Below are 17,433 nucleotides of genomic sequence, written 5' to 3' on the forward strand. Positions count from 1 at the left end.
AAAAATTGCGGTGAGTAGAATTATTATACAATTTCGTATAATTTTTTGTTGTTTTCCTGTCCATCATCCGAATAGTTCTGTGCCGAGTAAGGAGATACGTTCTCGCGGTATTCTTTTGGCGTCTGCTGGATATACTTTTTAAAGGTTTTTGTAAAATAATTGACATCTGGGATTCCGCAGTACTGGGCAATGGTCTGTATCTGCATCTTCGTAGTATTTAATAAGAAGACAGCGTGCTCGATCCGCTTGCGGTTCACGTATTCGGTCAGTGTCATACCGGTCTCCTTCTTAAATAAAGTAGAGAGATAACTTGCCGTTACATTTAAAAAGTCAGCCTGGGCTTTTAAGCTCAAATCCGCAGTCAGGTCGTAATCGATCCTGGTAAGAACCTTTCTGACCAGGAGGGAGTATCCTTTCATGGAATGATTTTTTACAAGCAGACAGTATTTGCGAACCATTTCTTGATGCAGGGCATATCCAGATTCCACAGAATTGATCAGTTCGAGCTTTTTTGCAAATTTAGTCGACAGGCTGTCAATATGCAGAGGGTGTACGGCTCCAGCCTCGGCGCCTTTTCGAAGCAGTGTGTTCAGGATGATGGTGTAGTTTTTCATATTGCGTACAGGATCGGCCATACGGTCTTCGATTCCCTGATTGGAATAGTTGGTCACCATCATTTCGGCCTTGTGGACCAGTCCCTGTGAGACAGCCTGAATCAGACGATTTTCAGAAGCGTACCGTTCTTCCAGGATCTGCATACTTAGAAATGCATCCTCCGGCTCATAATTTTCCGGGCGCATAGCGAGAGAGTCGCTGTTCCGGGGAATGGTACGTTCTGTGGTCTCAAATGAAAAACAATCCATACTTCCCCATATCTGTTCGCCAAAGGTATTGACCAGCACTAACAATGTGGACTCATCCGCGATGAAGGGAAGGTCCGTATAATATTTTTCAAGCTGCGGAAGCAGGCGTGCAGGAATGGAAAGACGTTCCGCACAGCTTGTGACTACCCGCAGCGGATGATCTGAGCGGGTATAAGGCCCGATGATCAGATATTGCTCTGTTTCTGGAAGCTGAAAGAAAATATAGCTGCACAGATATTCATCAGAGACGCAGTAGACGATATTGGATTTTAAATCTTTTAATGATTCATGGAAAAGGTAAAAGTAGTCGGGTTCAGAAAAGAGCAGACGTCTGAGGCCTAAGTCAAACTCGGGAACTACATCGGCGGCTGCATCGAGTATGTTACTGTTTAAATGAAAATTTTCCAATAGTTTCCTAAAAAACATCAATTCTGGTTCGTAATGCATAGAATTCCTCCTTATATTGTAATTCTATTTTAACAAGTTAGTCTTACCAATAATAGTAATATTATCTGCTTTTGTCGTATTATTTTTCACTAATTTCAAAGGGTGATAAAAAAAAGACGGATATTGACAAAAATTTTACTCACTGATATTTAAAAATGACTTTAAAATAACCAATACAAAAAAGGAGGGATTCATTATGTTAGAGTATTCAATGCTGTATCCGAAGACAACAGCATCCAGAAGAGCTGTGTGCATGGATGGAATGTGGAACTTTCAGTTGGATTGGAAGGAAGAAGGAGTTACATCAGGATGGTGCGAGGGACTGCCGCAGCCTGATCAGATTCCGGTACCTGCAAGTTTCCAGGATTTCTACACAGAAAAGGATATCCGTGAATATGCCGGAGACTTCTGGTATGAGAAGGAAATGTTCATCCCGGGCGAGTGGGAAGGCATGAAGGTGTTCGTACGTTTTGGATGTGCGACCCACAGAGCCGAGGTTTTCGTAAACGGTGTCAAGGTAACGGAACATGAAGGCGGTTTTCTTCCATTTACAGCAGATGTGACTGACATTGTTCGTTACAACATGCCGAATAAAGTTGTCGTAAAAGTAAATAATGAATTAAGAGTGACAAATATCCCGGTCGGTACGACAGTTACATTAGCGAATGGAAAGAAAATGGCAAAGCCATACTTTGATTTCTATAACTATTCCGGTCTTCAGAGAAGTGTATATCTGATGGCAGTACCACAGGAATATGTATTTGACATTACAACAGATTATGAAATCTGCGGAAGGGATGCAAAGGTTTCTTACAAGATCGCGACTACAGGAGAGCATCATGTAGAGGTGACATTGGTCGATGAAGACGGAAATGTGGCTGCGCGTGCTCAGGGAAAAGAAGGCGTTCTGGAAGTGAAGGACGCACATCTGTGGGAAGTGCGCAATGCTTATCTTTATCGTATGCAGGTCCGGATCATGGAAGGATCACAGGTATTGGATGAATATGAAGAAGAGATCGGTATCCGTACAGTAGAAGTCAAGGATACAAGTATCCTTCTGAATGGGAAGCCTGTTTATCTGAAAGGCTTCGGAAAGCATGAGGACAGCGACATCGTAGGGCGTGGATTCAATATTGGAGTGATGAAACGTGATTTCGAGCTGATGAAATGGATCGGAGCGAACTCCTTTAGAACCTCCCATTATCCATACAGCGAGGAAATCTATAAGATGGCAGACCGTGAAGGCTTCCTGATTATTGATGAAGTCCCGGCAGTTGGGTTGTTTGAGAGTCTGATGAACTTTATGGAGGCGAGCACAGGTAAGCAAACTGCATTCTTTGAAAAAGATACGACCCCAATCCTTTTGAAAAATCATCTGCATGCAGTGGAGGAAATGATCGCAAGAGATAAGAACCATCCAAGCGTAATCGCATGGAGCCTTCTGAATGAGCCTGAGACAACGAGCGAAGCGGCTGTTCCTTACTTTAAGGAAGTATTTGATAAGGCACACGAGCTGGATGTGCAGAAACGTCCCCGCACCTTTGCACTTGTCATGAATTCCGTACCGGGTGTCTGCAAATGCCATCAGTTCAGCGATATTGTCGCACTGAACCGTTACTATGGATGGTATGTAAAGGGCGGCCATGAGATATGTGATGCCAGAGAGATGATGATTCAGGAGATGGAAGGCTGGAAGGCAATGAACCTGAACAAACCGTTCATCTTCACAGAGTATGGCGCGGATACACTGGTGTCTGAGCATAAGCTGCCTTCTGTTATGTGGAGCCAGGAATATCAGAATGAATATCTGCAGATGACGAATGAGGTATTCGATTCCTTTGACTTTATCAAAGGAGAGCAGATCTGGAACTTCGCCGATTTCCAGACAACAGAAGGAATCATGCGTGTCAACGGCAATAAAAAGGGAATCTTCACAAGGCAGAGACAGCCGAAGGATATTGCTTATAAACTGAAAGAACGCTGGGAGAATCTGCCGGTTGATTATAAAGGATAATGAGGAGGAAAATTCATGAATAAAGAAAGTAATGTACGTCCATTTGGCATAAGAGATAAGATTGGTTACATGTTTGGTGATTTTGGTAATGACTTTACATTTATCTTTGCAAGTTCATTCCTGATGGTATTCTATACAAAGGTATGGGGAGTCAGTGCCGGACTGGTCGGTGTACTGTTCCTGGTCGCACGTTGTATCGATGCGTTCACAGATGTCACAATGGGACGTATTGTTGACCGTGTGAAGCCGGCAAAAGACGGAAGATTCCGTCCATGGATCCGCCGTATGTGCGGACCGGTAGCGATTGCCAGCTTCTTGATGTACCAGTCAGCACTTGCAGGCGCTTCCATGACAGTGAAGGTTGTCTACATGTTCGTGACCTATATTTTATGGGGAAGTATTTTTTATACATCTATCAACATTCCTTACGGTTCCATGGCATCTGTCATCAGTTCTGACGCAGATGACAGAGCATCTCTTTCTACATTCAGAAGTGTAGGTGCAACTCTGGCAGGACTTGTAATTGGTGTTGGTGCCCCGCTTCTTGTATATACAACAGATGCAGCAGGAAACCAGATTGTAGAAGGAACCAGATTTACGATTATTGCAGGTGTGTTTGCAGTTTTGGCAGTAGGATGCTATCTGCTTTGCTACTTCCTGACAACTGAGCGTGTGAAGACAGAGCCGGATCAGAGTGCTCCACAGGTAAGCTTTGGACAGACGATTAAGACATTAGTGACCAATCGTGCTCTGCTTGGAATTATTGCGGCTGCAATCTTACTGCTTTTAGCTTCACTGTTAACACAGTCAGTAAACCAGTATGTGTTTGTAGATTATTTCAAGAATAAAAATGCGTTATCTATCATGGGTGTAGTAGGAATCGTGCCAATGCTTTTCCTGGCTCCGTTCGCAGTACCGATTACAAGGAAATTCGGTAAGAAAGAAGTAGGCGCAATTGGATGCATTCTCGGTGGATTAGCGTGTCTGATATTATTCTTCCTGCACACATCCTCTGTTGCAGTTTATATTGGAATCAATGTAGTTGGATACTTCGGTTTTGGTATCTTCAACCTGATCATCTGGGCGTTTATCACAGATGTTATCGATGACCAGGAAGTAAAAACTTATCAGAGAGAAGATGGTACGATCTATGCCGTATACAGCTTTGCCAGAAAAATTGGGCAGGCTCTTGCAGGTGGTCTCGGTGGATTCGCACTGGGAATGGTTGGATATGATTCTAGCGTTCAGGTACAGACACAGGCAGTTGCAGATGGAATCTATAATATTGCGACCCTGATTCCTGGAATCCTTTATATTGGAGTTGGTCTCTGCCTGATCTTCATCTATCCACTGAATAAGAAGAGAGTAGAAGCAAATGTTGCAGCACTTAAGGCAAGAAGAGAAGAGAACTAAAGCAGATATCTAATCAGGAAGTGTTTAGATTCATAAAGAGATTCTAACAATAGTAGAATAAAACGAATGTTTATGAAGAAAGAAAACAGGAAATGTGACCGGTCGGGTGACATTTCCTGTTTTTTCAGTACATATACTTCTTACAGCTTCTTTTAATTTGAGGAACTCATAGCCTCATGTTCCTGTCTGATTTCTTCAAAACATTCATGTGCGGTCCAAAATTGGTTGGTCGGCGTCAGAACGGCTTTATAAGGGAATGGTCCGGCCCCGCTTTTTCGTAATGCAGCGAGAGCCATGTTCAATCGGTTATCATCAAAGAACGCAAAAACAAACATCGTATCTGATAGGTCATCCCCGGTCCAGTTCCCCTCTTTTCGAACCGCGTCCTTAACACCTGCCAGGACTCCAAGCGGCTGATTATAGTCTTCTAAGGCAACCTTTTTTAGGCGTACATGGAGAGGAAAAAGTGCCATCTCAATTTTTAAAAGTGTCTCTTTATCTGGGACATTAAATAATAAAATCGTTTCTTTCATATCGTTTATCCTCCTGCTTGTTTCATTGTAAACTATTTTTATAGATAAAAAAAGGCCCAGCTTTCAAAATAGAGGAGCATGATGAATTTTGCTCCAAATTTGTTTTTATTATCTCTAAATTATTCTTGACAAATCGATAACAAAGAATTATATTTGTACTAACACAATAATACAAAGAGGAGGCGGGAGATTATGATTGAGATCAAAAATCTGACCAAGATTTATAAATTGAATAAAAAGCAGATGAAGGAGTCCAAGACAACGAATCCGATCAAGACTGCTGTCAATGATTTAAGCCTGAATGCAAAGCCAGGTGAGATCTATGGGCTGCTGGGGCCGAATGGGGCAGGGAAGACCACTACGCTTCGCTGTATCTCTACAATTATCAAGCCGACCAAGGGCGAAATCTATGTTGGAGGTCATGAGGTACAAAAAGAGCCCGAGAAGGTCAGGGAGAAGATGGGGTTCCTGACTGGTGATATTAAGCTGGACCCGCAGTTTTCTGTAGATTATATGTTTGACTTCTTCGGAAGATTACACCAGATACCGGAGGATCAGCTTAAGGCCAGGAAGGAAGAATTATTCACATATTTTGGGATACAGGACTTTTCACATAAGAAGATCAAGGAACTGTCAACAGGTATGGCACAGAAGGCAGCAATTGCAGTCTGTCTGGTACATGATCCTGAGATCGTCATCTTTGATGAGCCGACGAATGGATTGGACGTTGTTACGGCCAGAAGTGTGACAGACTATTTAAAGAAGCTGAGAGATGAGGGCAAGCTGGTCATTATATCTACGCATGTTATGTCAGAGGCCGAGAAGATCTGTGACAGAATCGGCATCATCGTTGATGGATGCAAGGTCGCGGAGGGAAATCTGGAGCAGCTTCTGCACGAGACAGATACGGAAGACCTGGAAGATGCTTTCTTTGAGCTTTACAGAAATATAAAGGGGGGCAACTAAGATGGGCGGAATCAAACAGATTTGCGGAAAAGAGCTGGCAAGAGTATTCAAAGATAAAAAAATGATTTTCTCTGTATTTATTCTTCCGGTATTGATTATGGTCGGAATCATGACCCTGGTCAATAACCTGAGCAAGAATGCAGAGAAGGATGTGGAAACACATCATTCAATCGTATATGTACAGAATGCACCTGCAGGATTTGAAGACTTTTTAAAGGCGGATGACAAGGAGTGCGAGATCCTTACAGTGGAGGACCGGACCAGTGTAGAGGATATGATCCGGGGTGGAGATGCAGATCTGCTGATTGAATTCCCGGAAGGTTTTATGGATGCGGTGACAGATTATCATGCGGGAGATGCAGTGCCGCAGATCAAGACATATTACAATCCTTCCGAGGATTATTCGAGGGCTGCTTATAATACAATCTCAACGGGAGTACTTGAGACTTACCGAGAGATGCTTTTGTCACAGCGCGTCGATGATATGGCAGGTCTGACTGTATTTACGGTGAATTCAGATAACCCGGATATGGTCATCCAGGATGAGGAAAAGGCCGGCGGCAAGGTGTTGGGAATGATGCTCCCATACTTTGTGACGATCTTATTGTTCGCAGGAGCGATGGGCATTGGTACCGACATGGTAGCTGGAGAGAAAGAACGCGGGACTATGGCAAGCCTTCTTGTTTCTCCGATCAAGAGAAGCTCTATCGTATTAGGAAAGGTATTTGCACTGATGATTATTTCAGGGGTATCCTCCGTCGTATATGTGGGAGCAATGGTGGCGTTCATGCCGCAGATGATGGGAGGTCTGAGCGGTGTGGATGGACTGAACATGACTCTGAATACAAAGCAGATCATAATGCTTGCGTTATTATTGATTGCAATTGCCTTTTTGTATTCGGCACTGATCGTTCTGGTATCCGTATTTGCAAAGACGGTGAAGGAAGCAAGCTCTTATATCATGCCGGTCTACATGCTGGTTCTGGTACTTGGAATTACGACGATGTTCACAACGAAGACACCACAGGAATGGGTCTATGCAATCCCGATCTATAACACTTCCCTGACGCTTCAGGGAATCTTGACACAGGAGATTACCATGATGCAGTATGGCATGACATTAGGTGTGACCTTAGTATTGGGGGCAATTTTGATTGGCGTGATTGCAAAAGCCTTTGAAAGTGAAAAAGTGATGGCGATCTAAATATATCAAGGAAACAGCGAAGCGGATTTCGAATATCCGCTTTGACTTCCTACATCATAGGATTGTTTATAATCCGCACAGATTTTGATAGGTCCGCATATGGTAACAGTAAGAAAAGCTGCTGCTATATGCGGATTTTGTATGTAGAAAATCGCGGGGAGATGTTCGGATGAGATTATGTGAACTGCGGGAAAAGGAAGTCATTAATGTATGTGACTGCAAAAGACTGGGATGCGTTGTGGATGTGGATATTGATATAAAGGATGGCAGGGTATTGGCGATCATTATACCGGGACCGGGGAAGATCTGTGGTTTTTTGGGTACAGACTGTGAATTTGTGATTCCCTGGCATTGTATTAAAAAGATTGGACCGGATATCATTTTAGTGGAAATGCATGAGGATAAGTTCCTTCAAAAGTTCTGATGAGTTGGTTGGTGTTTCGTTTTACTTTCATCCGAAAATGAGCGAAATCGTGCTGGATTGCTGCAGGAATTTCTTCTATATTAATACGAAACATCAACTAGACACTACACAAGATATTGTGTATAATGAGGGCAGAATTGGGAGAAAGGCGGAATATATTATGAAATGTCCTTATTGCGGTAATCCTGATACAAGGGTAATTGATTCGAGACCTGCGGAAGATAATAATTCAATACGAAGAAGACGATCCTGTGATGAATGTGGAAAGCGGTTCACTACTTACGAAAAGGTGGAGACAATTCCGTTGATTGTAATTAAGAAGGATAACAACAGGGAGCAGTATGACAGGTCTAAGATTGAAAACGGAGTCCTAAGTGCCTGTTATAAACGTCCTGTCCCGGCATCAGAGATTCAGAAAACGATAGATGCGATTGAACTGGAGATCTTTAACAGGGAGGAGAAGGAGATTCCAAGCAGGGAGATTGGACAGATTGTGATGGACAAGCTGATGACGCTTGATCCGGTCGCTTATGTCAGATTTGCTTCCGTGTATCGGGAATTCAAAGATGTGAATACATTTATGTCGGAGCTTAAAAAGTTTTTAGAGTAAGAGAGAGGCAATCCTGGTGGAGCATGACTGGGGTTGCTTTTTTACCTCATCAAGGAAGTAGGAACGTGGATTCTGAATATCCGCCTTGATTATGTTACAAAGATTAATTATTTTCTGATTGGATAAATGAAGAATTTTGAGCAGGTAATACTCCTGCTCAAAATCTAATTCATCAAAAAAATCATGAAGTTCAGATATGCCGCAAACAAGCACCAGAACAAATGAGGTATCTGTAAATATGCCGCCAGAGGAGATACCTGGTAGAAGCGGTAGATCATGATGATAATTAGAAGGATTAGAATCAACAGCCAAAAGAAAGCCAGCAGATATTGGGAAAACCCAAAGAAGAGGATGCTCCAAAAGAAGTTGAATACCAGTTGTAGAATATAAATTCTAAGCGCTTTGGATTTTTGCGGATCGTCAGTTTTGTAAACTAAGTACGACGATATTCCCATTAAAATATAGAGTATTGTCCATACGATGGGGAAAACAAGTGCTGGCGGGCTAAAGGCAGGTCTGTTCAATGTGGAATACTGAGACATGTTCCCGCTTAAAAGGGCGGAAATCGACCCGACGGCAAGTGGGATGAGGATAGAGATGATAAAAGGACTATTTATTTTATTTTTCATTGGGACACCTATACGTGTTTCTATAAGTTTATGTCAGGAGTATTGTGGATATGAATGAAATGTTTCTAGAACAGGAAAGCTTCCAGAATGGTTGCTAAAAGGGTACAATAAAGATATAATAAATGATAGGTAACAAATCTCTGCGAAAAGGATGCAGAAGCACTGACATAAGTGAACAGAGTGATAAAAGGGAGGGAAACAAGATGAAAAAGTTAAAGAGGATGAACCTGCTGCTGGTATTACTTGCGGCGATGATGCTGTTATCAGCATGTGGTCAGGGTAAGAAAGAGCCCACAGAAAAAGATGCCAAAGAATATGTACAGGCTAGTTTTAAAGCATTCTTGACAGGGGATGCTGACGACTATATCAAGATAACGGGGGAATCGAAGGAAGAGGTAGAAAAAGAGTATGAAGAAATCTTGGGAATCATGAAAGATGATATGGAATCTATCGCAGATTTCAAAGGTGATTCAGCAGAAAAATGTGTAAATGCCTCAAAGAAAATGCTGGCATCTACGAAGTATGAGGTAGGGGAAGCCAAGAAGGATAAAGATGGGAATTTTCAGGTAGAAGTGACAGTCTATCCATCAGATATTTTTAATGTAATTATGAAGAAGAGCATGGAGCTGGCAACAAGCTATAATGTTGACGAAGATCTGGGAATGCTCGTAGCAGAGGTATTTGAAAGGGCGGTTGATGAGCAGTCGTTCGGTGAGGCTGTCAGTTATCAGGTGTCAGTCAATAAGGATTCCGAAGGAAGATATGTGATAGATGATGAAGATCTGCAGACTGTCGTATTTGGAATGTTCGAAGAGGCAAGTAATGTATTTGAGGGGTCTGGAAAGGTTTATGATAATCCGTACTTTAATTGGAAAAAGGCCGAATGGGATGCTGCACCGGATGAGGAAAAAAGTCAATGCTGTCTGGCAATTGTGCAGTATTTATACGGATTTACAGATGACCAGATGGCAACGGTCGATTTAAATGATGCAAATATACAGAGCAGTATTCAGCAGATCAAAGAGGGCGTGGACCTGGCATATGCTGGAGGTGTTGATTTTAGCATTGGAGATTATGTAGAGCTAATTAAAGGAAGCGGTGTTTTTGAATAAAGCTTCGTGAATATCCTAGAAGAGGGATAAGAGGCGCTGTTGTAAAATGAAATTTCTATATAGAATAATGATAAGTAGTTTGTTTAAACAAAGCTGTATTTTATAGAAATCTTTCGTTTTACTACAGCGCCTTTCTATACTTTATCATAGAAAAGTCATTGTCATTTAGCTGACATATCTGTGATTTCCAGAGGGAATTTCGAATAAATCTTTGAACATTTTTTTATGCAATTCTAACTAAAATAATTGAAATCCAAGAAAAAAGTTGACTTCCATCTAAGAAAACTGCATAATTAAAACTAGTTCGCTTTATAAGAATAAAGTATAGAATACAGTATAGACTTTATTCTAATAAAGTACAATGAAACAACGTATTTGCAAAGAAAAAGAAAGGAGAAAAAGCGATGAATATTGTGACTGTTTTTCTGCGTGTAGCGATTATTGCCTATGCACTTGTTTTTGCGGTTGTCTTTATCAAAGATTGTCTGGACCATAAGGAGGATTTTAAAGGAAGAAGACATGTGACCCTATTTTTGATCGGAGTCATCACTAATTTTTTTGATACACTTGGAATCGGCAGTTTTGCAACAACTCAGGCTGCATTTAAGCTTACAAAGTCCAGTTCAGACAGAATCATGCCCGGAACACTGAACGTTGGGGACTGTATTCCTGTTATGACAGAGTTCATGCTGTTCCTTGGTCTTGTGGAGGTAGCACCTCTGACCTTGGTTTCCATGATCGTAGGAGCAATCATTGGATCGTTGATCGGGGCGAACATTGTATCCAAGTGGTCGGTAACCGTTGTAAGATATGCGCTGGGCGGTGCGCTGGTGTTCCTCGCGGTCATGATGGGATGCCGTCTGATGGAGGTCGGACCATTTGGCACGGCCGGGATGGCAACGGGGCTCGTCGGTTGGAAGTTAGCAATGGCAGTTGGTGTGAATTTTCTTCTGGGCGCACTTATGACGATCGGTGTCGGGTTATATACACCATGTATTGCGCTCTGCAGTGCTTTGGGGCTGAACGTGAAGATCGCATTTCCGGTCATGTTCGGATCATGCGCATTCTTAATGCCTTCCTGTGGTTTTGCATTTATTAAGAAGGGAACCTATGACAGAGCGGCAGCAGCGTGGCTGACGATTGGGGGTGCGGTAGGTATTTTCGTGGCTTTCTGTATCGTTCGTTCTCTCCCATTGGAGATATTGACATGGATTATTATCGTAGTTATGCTCTATACTGCGGTCATGTTTTTCAAAGATGCGGTTAAAAAGACGGAGTAAGACAGAAGCAATCCAAAATCTCTGTTGTATTTCATTAAATACTTGCCAAATTGTGACAAAGTCTATACAATAAAAGGGACAATTTAATAATGAAGGTTATTTGAAGAAGGAGACAGACATGAAAAGAAGAGTAATGAGTATTCTTTTGATGCTCACAATGGCTGCAACTATTGCACTGAGCGGATGTTCAGGTGATAAGGAAAAGCAGGAGTCGGCCCCGGAGAATAAACTTTCAGGAAAACCAGTCGAAGGCGGAAGTATCAAGGTAGGTATTTCCCAGGATTTGGACAGTCTTGACCCACACAAAGCAGTTGCGGCAGGAACGAAAGAGGTTTTATTTAACATTTATGAAGGCTTAGTGAAGCCGGATAAGGATGGTAATTTAATCGCAGCCGTAGCGAGCGAGTACAAAGTTTCAGATGACGCGAAGGTATATACATTTACCTTGCGTGATGGGGTGAAGTTCCATAACGGGAATGCCGTGACGGCAGAAGATGTAAAATATTCAATAGACAGATGCGCTGATACTTCTAATGGGGAACCATTGGTATCAGCGTATTCTATTATTGAGAGTGTGAACATTCTGGATGAGAAGACAGTTGAGATCCGCCTGACGGAACCGAATACGGAGTTCCTTGCGTATATGACGACTGCGATTATCCCGAAGGATTATGACAAGCTGGATACAGCGCCGGTCGGAACAGGTCCGTTTAAGTATGTGTCACGCAGCCCGCAGGAGAACGTGATCCTGGAAAAAAATGAGGATTATTGGGGCGAGAAGGCACATCTGAATCAAGTGGAATTCAAGATCGTTGCAGATGCAGACATGGTCGTAACGAATTTAAAAGGCGGTTCCATTGACATGGCGATGCGTTTGACATCCAGCCAGGCAGCAGAGCTGACAAAAGGATTCCACATTGAAGAAGGAACCATGAACCTGGTGCAGGCGTTATACCTGAACAATGCAGTGGAGCCATTGAACAATGAGAAGGTAAGACAGGCACTCTGCTATGCAATTAATCCAGATGAGATTATGGATATGATGTCAGATGGAAAAGGTGTCCGTATCGGTACGAGCATGTATCCGGGATTGAAAAAGTATTATGATGATGAGTATGCCCACTATTATGAGCAGGATTTTGAAAAGGCTAAGGAGCTGCTCAAGGAGGCTGGATATGAGGATGGATTTGATCTGGAGATCACGGTAAGCTCAGCAGACCAGCCGCATGTGGATACCGCACAGGTGATCGCAGAGGAATTGAAAAATATCGGTGTCAATGTGACGATCAAGCCGATTGAGTGGGAAGCTTGGCTGGAGGATGTCTATGCAAACCGCGATTACCAGTCAACGGTAGTCGGTGTGGATGCATCCAACTTGTCCGCACGTGCGATGCTGGAACGTTTTACAAGTGATGCACCGGGGAATTTCATCAATTTCAAGAATAAAGAGTATGACAAGGTGTTCGGTGAGGCAATCGCTGCAACGGATGAAAAAGAGCAGATAGAGCTTTACAAAGAGGCAGAAGGGATTCTCGCCGAGAAAGCCGCTAATGTTTATATTCAGGACTTAGCGAACCTGGTAGCAATCAGTGATAAGTATGACGGATATACATTCTATCCACTGTATGTACAGGATATGTCTACCATCTATATGGTAGAGTAAAGATAGGTGACCCGGCTGTAAGGATTTTGGCAGCAGAGCAAATCAGGAAACGGGATAACAGGGAGGTAAGTATGAAATTTGTTTTGAAGAAAATAACAGGTCTTATAATCGCATTATTAATTGTCAGCATGCTTGCCTTCCTTGCATTCGAGGTGATTCCCGGGGACCCGGCCAGATCGATTCTCGGTACAGAGGCAACCGAGGCTAAGGTCCAGGCTCTGCGGGAGGAGATGGGCCTGAACCGTCCCCTGCCGCAGCGTTATGGACAATGGGTGAAGGATTTTCTGACAGGAGATATGGGAACGTCATATTCCTATCAGGTTCCAGTGAGAGAGATGATCGGGGATAAGATTCCAATTACCATCACACTGGCGGTGATGGCATTTTTCTTTATCTTACTGTTTTCAATTCCAATCAGTTTATTGAGCGTGAGATATGAAAATCGGTTTGTGGACAGGTTTTTCCTGATACTGAATCAAGTGACGATGTCGATTCCTCCATTTTTTATCGGGATTGTGTTTACCTTTCTTTTTGGACTTATGTTCCAGTGGTTCACTCCTGGGGGATATATATCATATACGGAGAGTGTGAGCGGCTTCCTGGGATATTTGGTTCTGCCTTCTATAGCAATCGCACTTCCCAAGGCTGCTATGACAACAAAGATGTTCCGCAATTCTCTGATTACGGAGATGAGGCAGGATTATGTGCGGACGGCATTGAGCCGCGGGAACAGCCCGTGGCGGGTGTTGGTAAGGCATGCGCTCAGGAATGGAATTCTGCCGATTATTACGTTTCTCGGAATGGCAATTGCGGATATGATCGCAAATAGTATTGTAATTGAGCAGGTCTTTGGAATCCCGGGATTGGGCAGGACATTGATTTCTTCCATATCCAAGCGGGATTATCCGGTAGTGGAGGCCGTAATCGTTCTGATTGCGGTAGTCATACTGGTAATCAATGTGATTGTGGACCTGCTGTATCAGAAACTGGACAAGCGGATTGAAATATAGAGGTATGGATTTGGACAGGAAAAGTATAAACGGGACAAAAAAGGGAAAAACTTCCAGTATCCTTTCTGATAGCGGAAAGGGAAAAGGAGTGCGGCGCAATGCGGCCGGCTCAAAGTTGAAGGGTTATAATTTTACATTTGGAGTGACACTTACTGTGATCATGGTAGGTCTGATCATACTGGGATTTTTCTGGACGCCCTATGATACAGAGGCTATGCAGGGATCTGTGAAGCTGAATGCTCCGTCTCTGGCACACATTTTCGGGACGGATCAGTTTGGTAGAGATGTATTCAGCCGGGTGCTTGCAGGCGCGGGAAGTACGCTGATGATTGCGGTTGGAACGATAGTGATCGGCGGAGGAATCGGAATCCTTGTCGGTGCAATAACAGGATACGCAGGTGGATGGCTCGATGAGGGGCTGATGCGTATTAATGATGCAGTTGCGGCTTTTCCGAGTGTTCTTCTGGCCTTGGTCATAATCAGTATCTGGGGCACGGGAAAATATAAGGTCATGCTGGCTCTTGGAATCGCATTCATTCCCAGCTTTGCCAGGATTGTGCGGGGAGAGTTCATGCGGTGCAGGGAAGAAGATTATGTGACAAGTGCCAAGCTGATTGGTGTGTCTGCGCCGAGGATACTATTCGTGCATATTCTTCCGAACATTCTGCCGACTCTTCTGTCTTCTTTGACAATCGGGTTCAACAATGCTGTCATCCAGGAGGCAGGGATGAGCTACTTAGGGATCGGGGTGCAGCCGCCGGATGCAAGTCTTGGACGGATGTTATCAGAATCCCAGACCTATCTTGCCAGCGGACCGTGGTGCGCAATCTTTCCAGGACTCTTTCTGGTACTTTTGATTCTGGGCGTAGGAATGTTAGGTGAGGGTATTTTGGACAGATTCGGGGGTGGAAGATAATGCTGAAGGTAGAAAATTTATCCATCCATTTTGAAGACCGGGGGGGAAACCAAGAGGTCGTAAAGAATGTCTCTTTTGCATTGCAGGATTCGGAAATCTTAGGAATCGTAGGAGAGTCTGGTTCCGGCAAGACCATGACTGCACTGACGATCGCAGGACTACTAAAGGAGGAAGCAATCCTGGACAGTGGAACGATTTGGCTGGATGAGAGAGAACTTCTGTCTCTGACTGCAAAAGAAATGCGTGAAGTTCAGGGGAAGGAGATCAGTATGATTTTCCAGGAGCCGATGACGGCCCTGAATCCGACCATGAGAATCGAGAAACAAGTGGAAGAGGCGCTGGTTCTGCATACAGAACTTTCGAAGGAGGAGCGCAGGCAGAAGGTGTTAAAAGCATTGGAGGACGTAGAACTCGAGCATCCTAAGCAGTTGTGCCGGAAGTATCCCCACGAACTGTCAGGCGGGATGCGTCAGAGAGTGATGATTGCAGCGGCCATAGTCTGCAGGCCGAAACTTCTGATTGCGGATGAGCCTACCACCGCGCTGGATGTGGGAACGCAGGAAAGCATTTTAAAGCTGTTAAAGAAGCTGAATCAAAAGTACGGGATGGGAATCCTTTTCATTTCCCATAACCTCAGAGTGGTAAATGAACTTTGCAGCCGCGTCCTGGTAATGAAGGATGGGCAGATCATCGAGGGCGGAGCTGCCGAACAGATTTTCCAGAATCCGCAGACGGAATATACAAAGGAGCTGATTGCTGCAATTCCGAGCCGGATGAAGGGAAGCAGGTTCTATGATCTGCTAAAAGAAAAGGCAGGTGAGAGAGATGCCTGAGAAAAAAGTACTAGAACTGAACCATGTAAATGCGTATTATAAAGAAGGAAAGCAGAGGAAGCAGGTGCTGGAGGATGTGTCCTTTACGTTATATGAAGGTGAAATCGTAGGACTTGTAGGGGAGAGCGGCAGCGGAAAATCTACGCTGTGCAAATGTGTCCTCGGGCTTTTAAAAGAATACGAGGGTGAGATCATCCATCATACAAAGTCACCACAGATGATCTTTCAGGACCCTTTTCGCTCTCTGAATCCCAAAAAGACAATCGGATGGATACTGGAAGAACCGTTGAAAGTACAGGGCGGCTTTTCAAAGGAAGAACGCAGGGAAAAAGCGGAAGAGATGTTAAGCAGAGTGCATCTTTCCAAAGAGGTGTATCAACGTTATCCAAGAGAATTAAGCGGCGGACAGCGCCAGAGAGTCAGTATTGCACTTGCTCTGATTACGGGAACAAAGTTCATCCTGGCAGATGAACCGCTTTCAGCATTGGATGTGACTGTCCAGGCACAGATCATTTCCCTGTTAAAAGAACTGCAGGAGAAGGAAAAGATCTGTTATCTGTTTGTTTCCCACGATCTGGATGTAGTCAGTATGCTGTGCAGCCGTGTTCTCTTTTTAAAAGACAGGAAAGTGAAGGAATATGCGGACTTATAAAATGACAATTGTATATGATGGCACCAGATATCAGGGGTGGCAGCGCCAGAAGACAACAGGGCGCACGATTCAGGGAATCGTGGAGGAGGCCGTCAGTAAGATGACGGGGTATCCGGTTGAAATAGATGGTTCAGGAAGGACCGACGGGGGAGTCCATGCAAAGGGGCAGACAGCGAGCATGACCTTATCAGGTAAAGTGGATGAGGAACAGTTTCGTAATGGAATGAATGAACTGCTCCCGGAGGATATCCGGGTAAAGGAAATGCTTCTTGTAAAGAATGGCTTCCATGCCCGGTTCAATGCGAAGGGGAAGCGGTACGAGTATTTCATCGATACCCGGGAAAAGCCGGATGTTTTTGCCAGAAGGTATTGTTATCACTATCCATATGAACTGGATGTCGAGGCGATGGAAGAAGCAGCGGGATATCTGCTGGGAAAGCATGATTTTGCAGGGTTTACAGATAAAAAAGATGAAAAGTCCACAATTCGGACAATTTATGATATAATCATTGAGAAACAGGACAGTAAAATAAGGATCGAGTATTACGGGACAGGATTTTTATATCATATGGTCCGTATCCTGACGGGAACGCTTCTGGACGTTGGTACTGGGCAGAAGAGGCCAGAGGAGATTCCAGTCATTCTGGAAGAGAAGAAGCGCGAGTATGCGGGATTTCTTGCTCCTGCTATGGGACTGTTCCTGAAGGAAGTATATTATACGTATTGAACTACGAACGTTCAATATGGCATACGTTAAGGTCTGGCAGTGCAGATGTTCATGAAGATATGGGCAGGGGGCGGAATGTGAGAAGGAACAGAATATGAGGTGCACGATGTACCCGTCTGTCATAGATTTCCACAGAC

General features: G+C 43.8%; 17 protein-coding genes. 14 read left to right on the plus strand and 3 right to left on the minus strand.

The annotated features are described in order from the left end of the window. Positions 1 to 23: 23 nt before the first annotated feature. Positions 24 to 1,310, minus strand: a complete 1,287-nt coding sequence (locus HGO97_RS01770; protein ID WP_216238812.1) for a helix-turn-helix domain-containing protein — start codon at positions 1,308 to 1,310, stop codon at positions 24 to 26. Positions 1,311 to 1,506: 196 nt separating this feature from the next. On the opposite strand from HGO97_RS01770, the gene uidA reads away from it, so the two are divergent. Together uidA and HGO97_RS01780 are read left to right on the plus strand one after the other, a co-directional pair. Beyond that, entirely contained in the window at positions 1,507 to 3,324 is a 1,818-nt protein-coding gene (uidA, locus tag HGO97_RS01775) for a beta-glucuronidase (RefSeq protein ID WP_216238813.1), read from the plus strand. A 15-nt stretch (positions 3,325 to 3,339) separates the two neighbouring features. Continuing rightward, positions 3,340 to 4,737 carry an MFS transporter gene (locus HGO97_RS01780; RefSeq protein WP_216238815.1) on the plus strand — a complete coding sequence of 466 codons (1,398 nt, stop codon included), beginning with the start codon at positions 3,340 to 3,342 and terminating at the stop codon, positions 4,735 to 4,737. Positions 4,738 to 4,889: 152 nt separating this feature from the next. On the opposite strand, the gene HGO97_RS01785 is transcribed toward HGO97_RS01780, so the two are convergent. After that, on the minus strand, positions 4,890 to 5,270 hold the full coding sequence (locus HGO97_RS01785) for a DUF3783 domain-containing protein (protein ID WP_216238817.1): 381 nt from the start codon (positions 5,268 to 5,270) through the stop codon (positions 4,890 to 4,892). 192 nt (positions 5,271 to 5,462) lie between these two features. On the opposite strand from HGO97_RS01785, the gene HGO97_RS01790 reads away from it, so the two are divergent. The 4 genes from HGO97_RS01790 to nrdR all read left to right on the plus strand — a co-directional run bounded on the left by HGO97_RS01790 (position 5,463) and on the right by nrdR (position 8,474). Next, a complete protein-coding gene (locus tag HGO97_RS01790; RefSeq protein WP_216238819.1) occupies positions 5,463 to 6,236 on the plus strand; it encodes an ABC transporter ATP-binding protein in 774 nt (257 codons plus the stop codon). Position 6,237: 1 nt separating this feature from the next. Further along, complete coding sequence (locus HGO97_RS01795) at positions 6,238 to 7,440, plus strand: ABC transporter permease (protein ID WP_216238820.1); 1,203 nt, start codon at positions 6,238 to 6,240, stop codon at positions 7,438 to 7,440. Between the two features lie 169 nt (positions 7,441 to 7,609). Beyond that, entirely contained in the window at positions 7,610 to 7,864 is a 255-nt protein-coding gene (locus HGO97_RS01800) for a YlmC/YmxH family sporulation protein (RefSeq protein ID WP_216238821.1), read from the plus strand. A gap of 160 nt (positions 7,865 to 8,024) precedes the next feature. Further along, the gene (gene nrdR, locus HGO97_RS01805; protein ID WP_216238826.1) at positions 8,025 to 8,474 is read left to right on the plus strand and encodes a transcriptional regulator NrdR; all 450 of its coding nucleotides are present in this window, start codon (positions 8,025 to 8,027) and stop codon (positions 8,472 to 8,474) included. Positions 8,475 to 8,638: 164 nt separating this feature from the next. Here the strand turns inward: nrdR and HGO97_RS24360 are convergent, their stop codons facing one another. Then, the gene (locus tag HGO97_RS24360) at positions 8,639 to 9,103 is read right to left on the minus strand and encodes a TspO/MBR family protein (RefSeq protein WP_216238828.1); all 465 of its coding nucleotides are present in this window, start codon (positions 9,101 to 9,103) and stop codon (positions 8,639 to 8,641) included. A gap of 203 nt (positions 9,104 to 9,306) precedes the next feature. Between HGO97_RS24360 and HGO97_RS01815 the strand changes: the two genes are divergently transcribed. From HGO97_RS01815 to truA, 8 genes are all read left to right on the plus strand, one after another. Beyond that, positions 9,307 to 10,215 (plus strand): hypothetical protein, encoded by a 909-nt coding sequence (locus HGO97_RS01815; RefSeq protein WP_216238830.1) that lies wholly within the window; start codon positions 9,307 to 9,309, stop codon positions 10,213 to 10,215. 404 nt (positions 10,216 to 10,619) lie between these two features. Continuing rightward, positions 10,620 to 11,495, plus strand: a complete 876-nt coding sequence (locus HGO97_RS01820; RefSeq protein WP_216238832.1) for a sulfite exporter TauE/SafE family protein — start codon at positions 10,620 to 10,622, stop codon at positions 11,493 to 11,495. Between the two features lie 118 nt (positions 11,496 to 11,613). Then, positions 11,614 to 13,158 (plus strand): ABC transporter substrate-binding protein, encoded by a 1,545-nt coding sequence (locus HGO97_RS01825; protein ID WP_216238834.1) that lies wholly within the window; start codon positions 11,614 to 11,616, stop codon positions 13,156 to 13,158. Between the two features lie 71 nt (positions 13,159 to 13,229). Next, complete coding sequence (locus HGO97_RS01830) at positions 13,230 to 14,168, plus strand: ABC transporter permease (protein ID WP_216238836.1); 939 nt, start codon at positions 13,230 to 13,232, stop codon at positions 14,166 to 14,168. Positions 14,169 to 14,328: 160 nt separating this feature from the next. Further along, on the plus strand, positions 14,329 to 15,084 hold the full coding sequence (locus HGO97_RS01835; RefSeq protein ID WP_246597267.1) for an ABC transporter permease: 756 nt from the start codon (positions 14,329 to 14,331) through the stop codon (positions 15,082 to 15,084). After that, positions 15,084 to 15,917 (plus strand): ATP-binding cassette domain-containing protein, encoded by an 834-nt coding sequence (locus tag HGO97_RS01840; protein ID WP_216238840.1) that lies wholly within the window; start codon positions 15,084 to 15,086, stop codon positions 15,915 to 15,917. The genes HGO97_RS01835 and HGO97_RS01840 overlap by 1 nt, the downstream gene beginning before the upstream one ends. After that, positions 15,910 to 16,569, plus strand: coding sequence for an ABC transporter ATP-binding protein (locus tag HGO97_RS01845; RefSeq protein ID WP_216238842.1), 660 nt, complete (start codon positions 15,910 to 15,912; stop codon positions 16,567 to 16,569). The genes HGO97_RS01840 and HGO97_RS01845 overlap by 8 nt, the downstream gene beginning before the upstream one ends. Beyond that, complete coding sequence (gene truA / locus HGO97_RS01850; protein ID WP_216238844.1) at positions 16,556 to 17,296, plus strand: tRNA pseudouridine(38-40) synthase TruA; 741 nt, start codon at positions 16,556 to 16,558, stop codon at positions 17,294 to 17,296. Before HGO97_RS01845 ends, truA begins: the two co-directional genes overlap by 14 nt. Positions 17,297 to 17,433 lie beyond the last annotated feature (137 nt).

The organism is Faecalicatena faecalis, from assembly GCF_012524165.2.
GTDB classification, from domain to species: domain Bacteria; phylum Bacillota; class Clostridia; order Lachnospirales; family Lachnospiraceae; genus Faecalicatena_A; species Faecalicatena_A faecalis.

Coding starts and splice junctions, on each gene's coding strand:
- HGO97_RS01825 (WP_216238834.1), top strand. CDS start 11,614: ATGAAAAGAAGAGTAATGAGTATTCTTTTGATGCTCACAATGGCTGCA.
- HGO97_RS01795 (WP_216238820.1), top strand. CDS start 6,238: ATGGGCGGAATCAAACAGATTTGCGGAAAAGAGCTGGCAAGAGTATTC.
- HGO97_RS01815 (WP_216238830.1), top strand. CDS start 9,307: ATGAAAAAGTTAAAGAGGATGAACCTGCTGCTGGTATTACTTGCGGCG.
- HGO97_RS01845 (WP_216238842.1), top strand. CDS start 15,910: ATGCCTGAGAAAAAAGTACTAGAACTGAACCATGTAAATGCGTATTAT.
- HGO97_RS01830 (WP_216238836.1), top strand. CDS start 13,230: ATGAAATTTGTTTTGAAGAAAATAACAGGTCTTATAATCGCATTATTA.
- HGO97_RS01770 (WP_216238812.1), bottom strand. CDS start 1,310: ATGCATTACGAACCAGAATTGATGTTTTTTAGGAAACTATTGGAAAAT.
- HGO97_RS01820 (WP_216238832.1), top strand. CDS start 10,620: ATGAATATTGTGACTGTTTTTCTGCGTGTAGCGATTATTGCCTATGCA.
- nrdR (WP_216238826.1), top strand. CDS start 8,025: ATGAAATGTCCTTATTGCGGTAATCCTGATACAAGGGTAATTGATTCG.
- HGO97_RS01840 (WP_216238840.1), top strand. CDS start 15,084: ATGCTGAAGGTAGAAAATTTATCCATCCATTTTGAAGACCGGGGGGGA.
- truA (WP_216238844.1), top strand. CDS start 16,556: ATGCGGACTTATAAAATGACAATTGTATATGATGGCACCAGATATCAG.
- HGO97_RS01835 (WP_246597267.1), top strand. CDS start 14,329: ATGGTAGGTCTGATCATACTGGGATTTTTCTGGACGCCCTATGATACA.
- uidA (WP_216238813.1), top strand. CDS start 1,507: ATGTTAGAGTATTCAATGCTGTATCCGAAGACAACAGCATCCAGAAGA.
- HGO97_RS01790 (WP_216238819.1), top strand. CDS start 5,463: ATGATTGAGATCAAAAATCTGACCAAGATTTATAAATTGAATAAAAAG.
- HGO97_RS01800 (WP_216238821.1), top strand. CDS start 7,610: ATGAGATTATGTGAACTGCGGGAAAAGGAAGTCATTAATGTATGTGAC.
- HGO97_RS24360 (WP_216238828.1), bottom strand. CDS start 9,103: ATGAAAAATAAAATAAATAGTCCTTTTATCATCTCTATCCTCATCCCA.
- HGO97_RS01780 (WP_216238815.1), top strand. CDS start 3,340: ATGAATAAAGAAAGTAATGTACGTCCATTTGGCATAAGAGATAAGATT.
- HGO97_RS01785 (WP_216238817.1), bottom strand. CDS start 5,270: ATGAAAGAAACGATTTTATTATTTAATGTCCCAGATAAAGAGACACTT.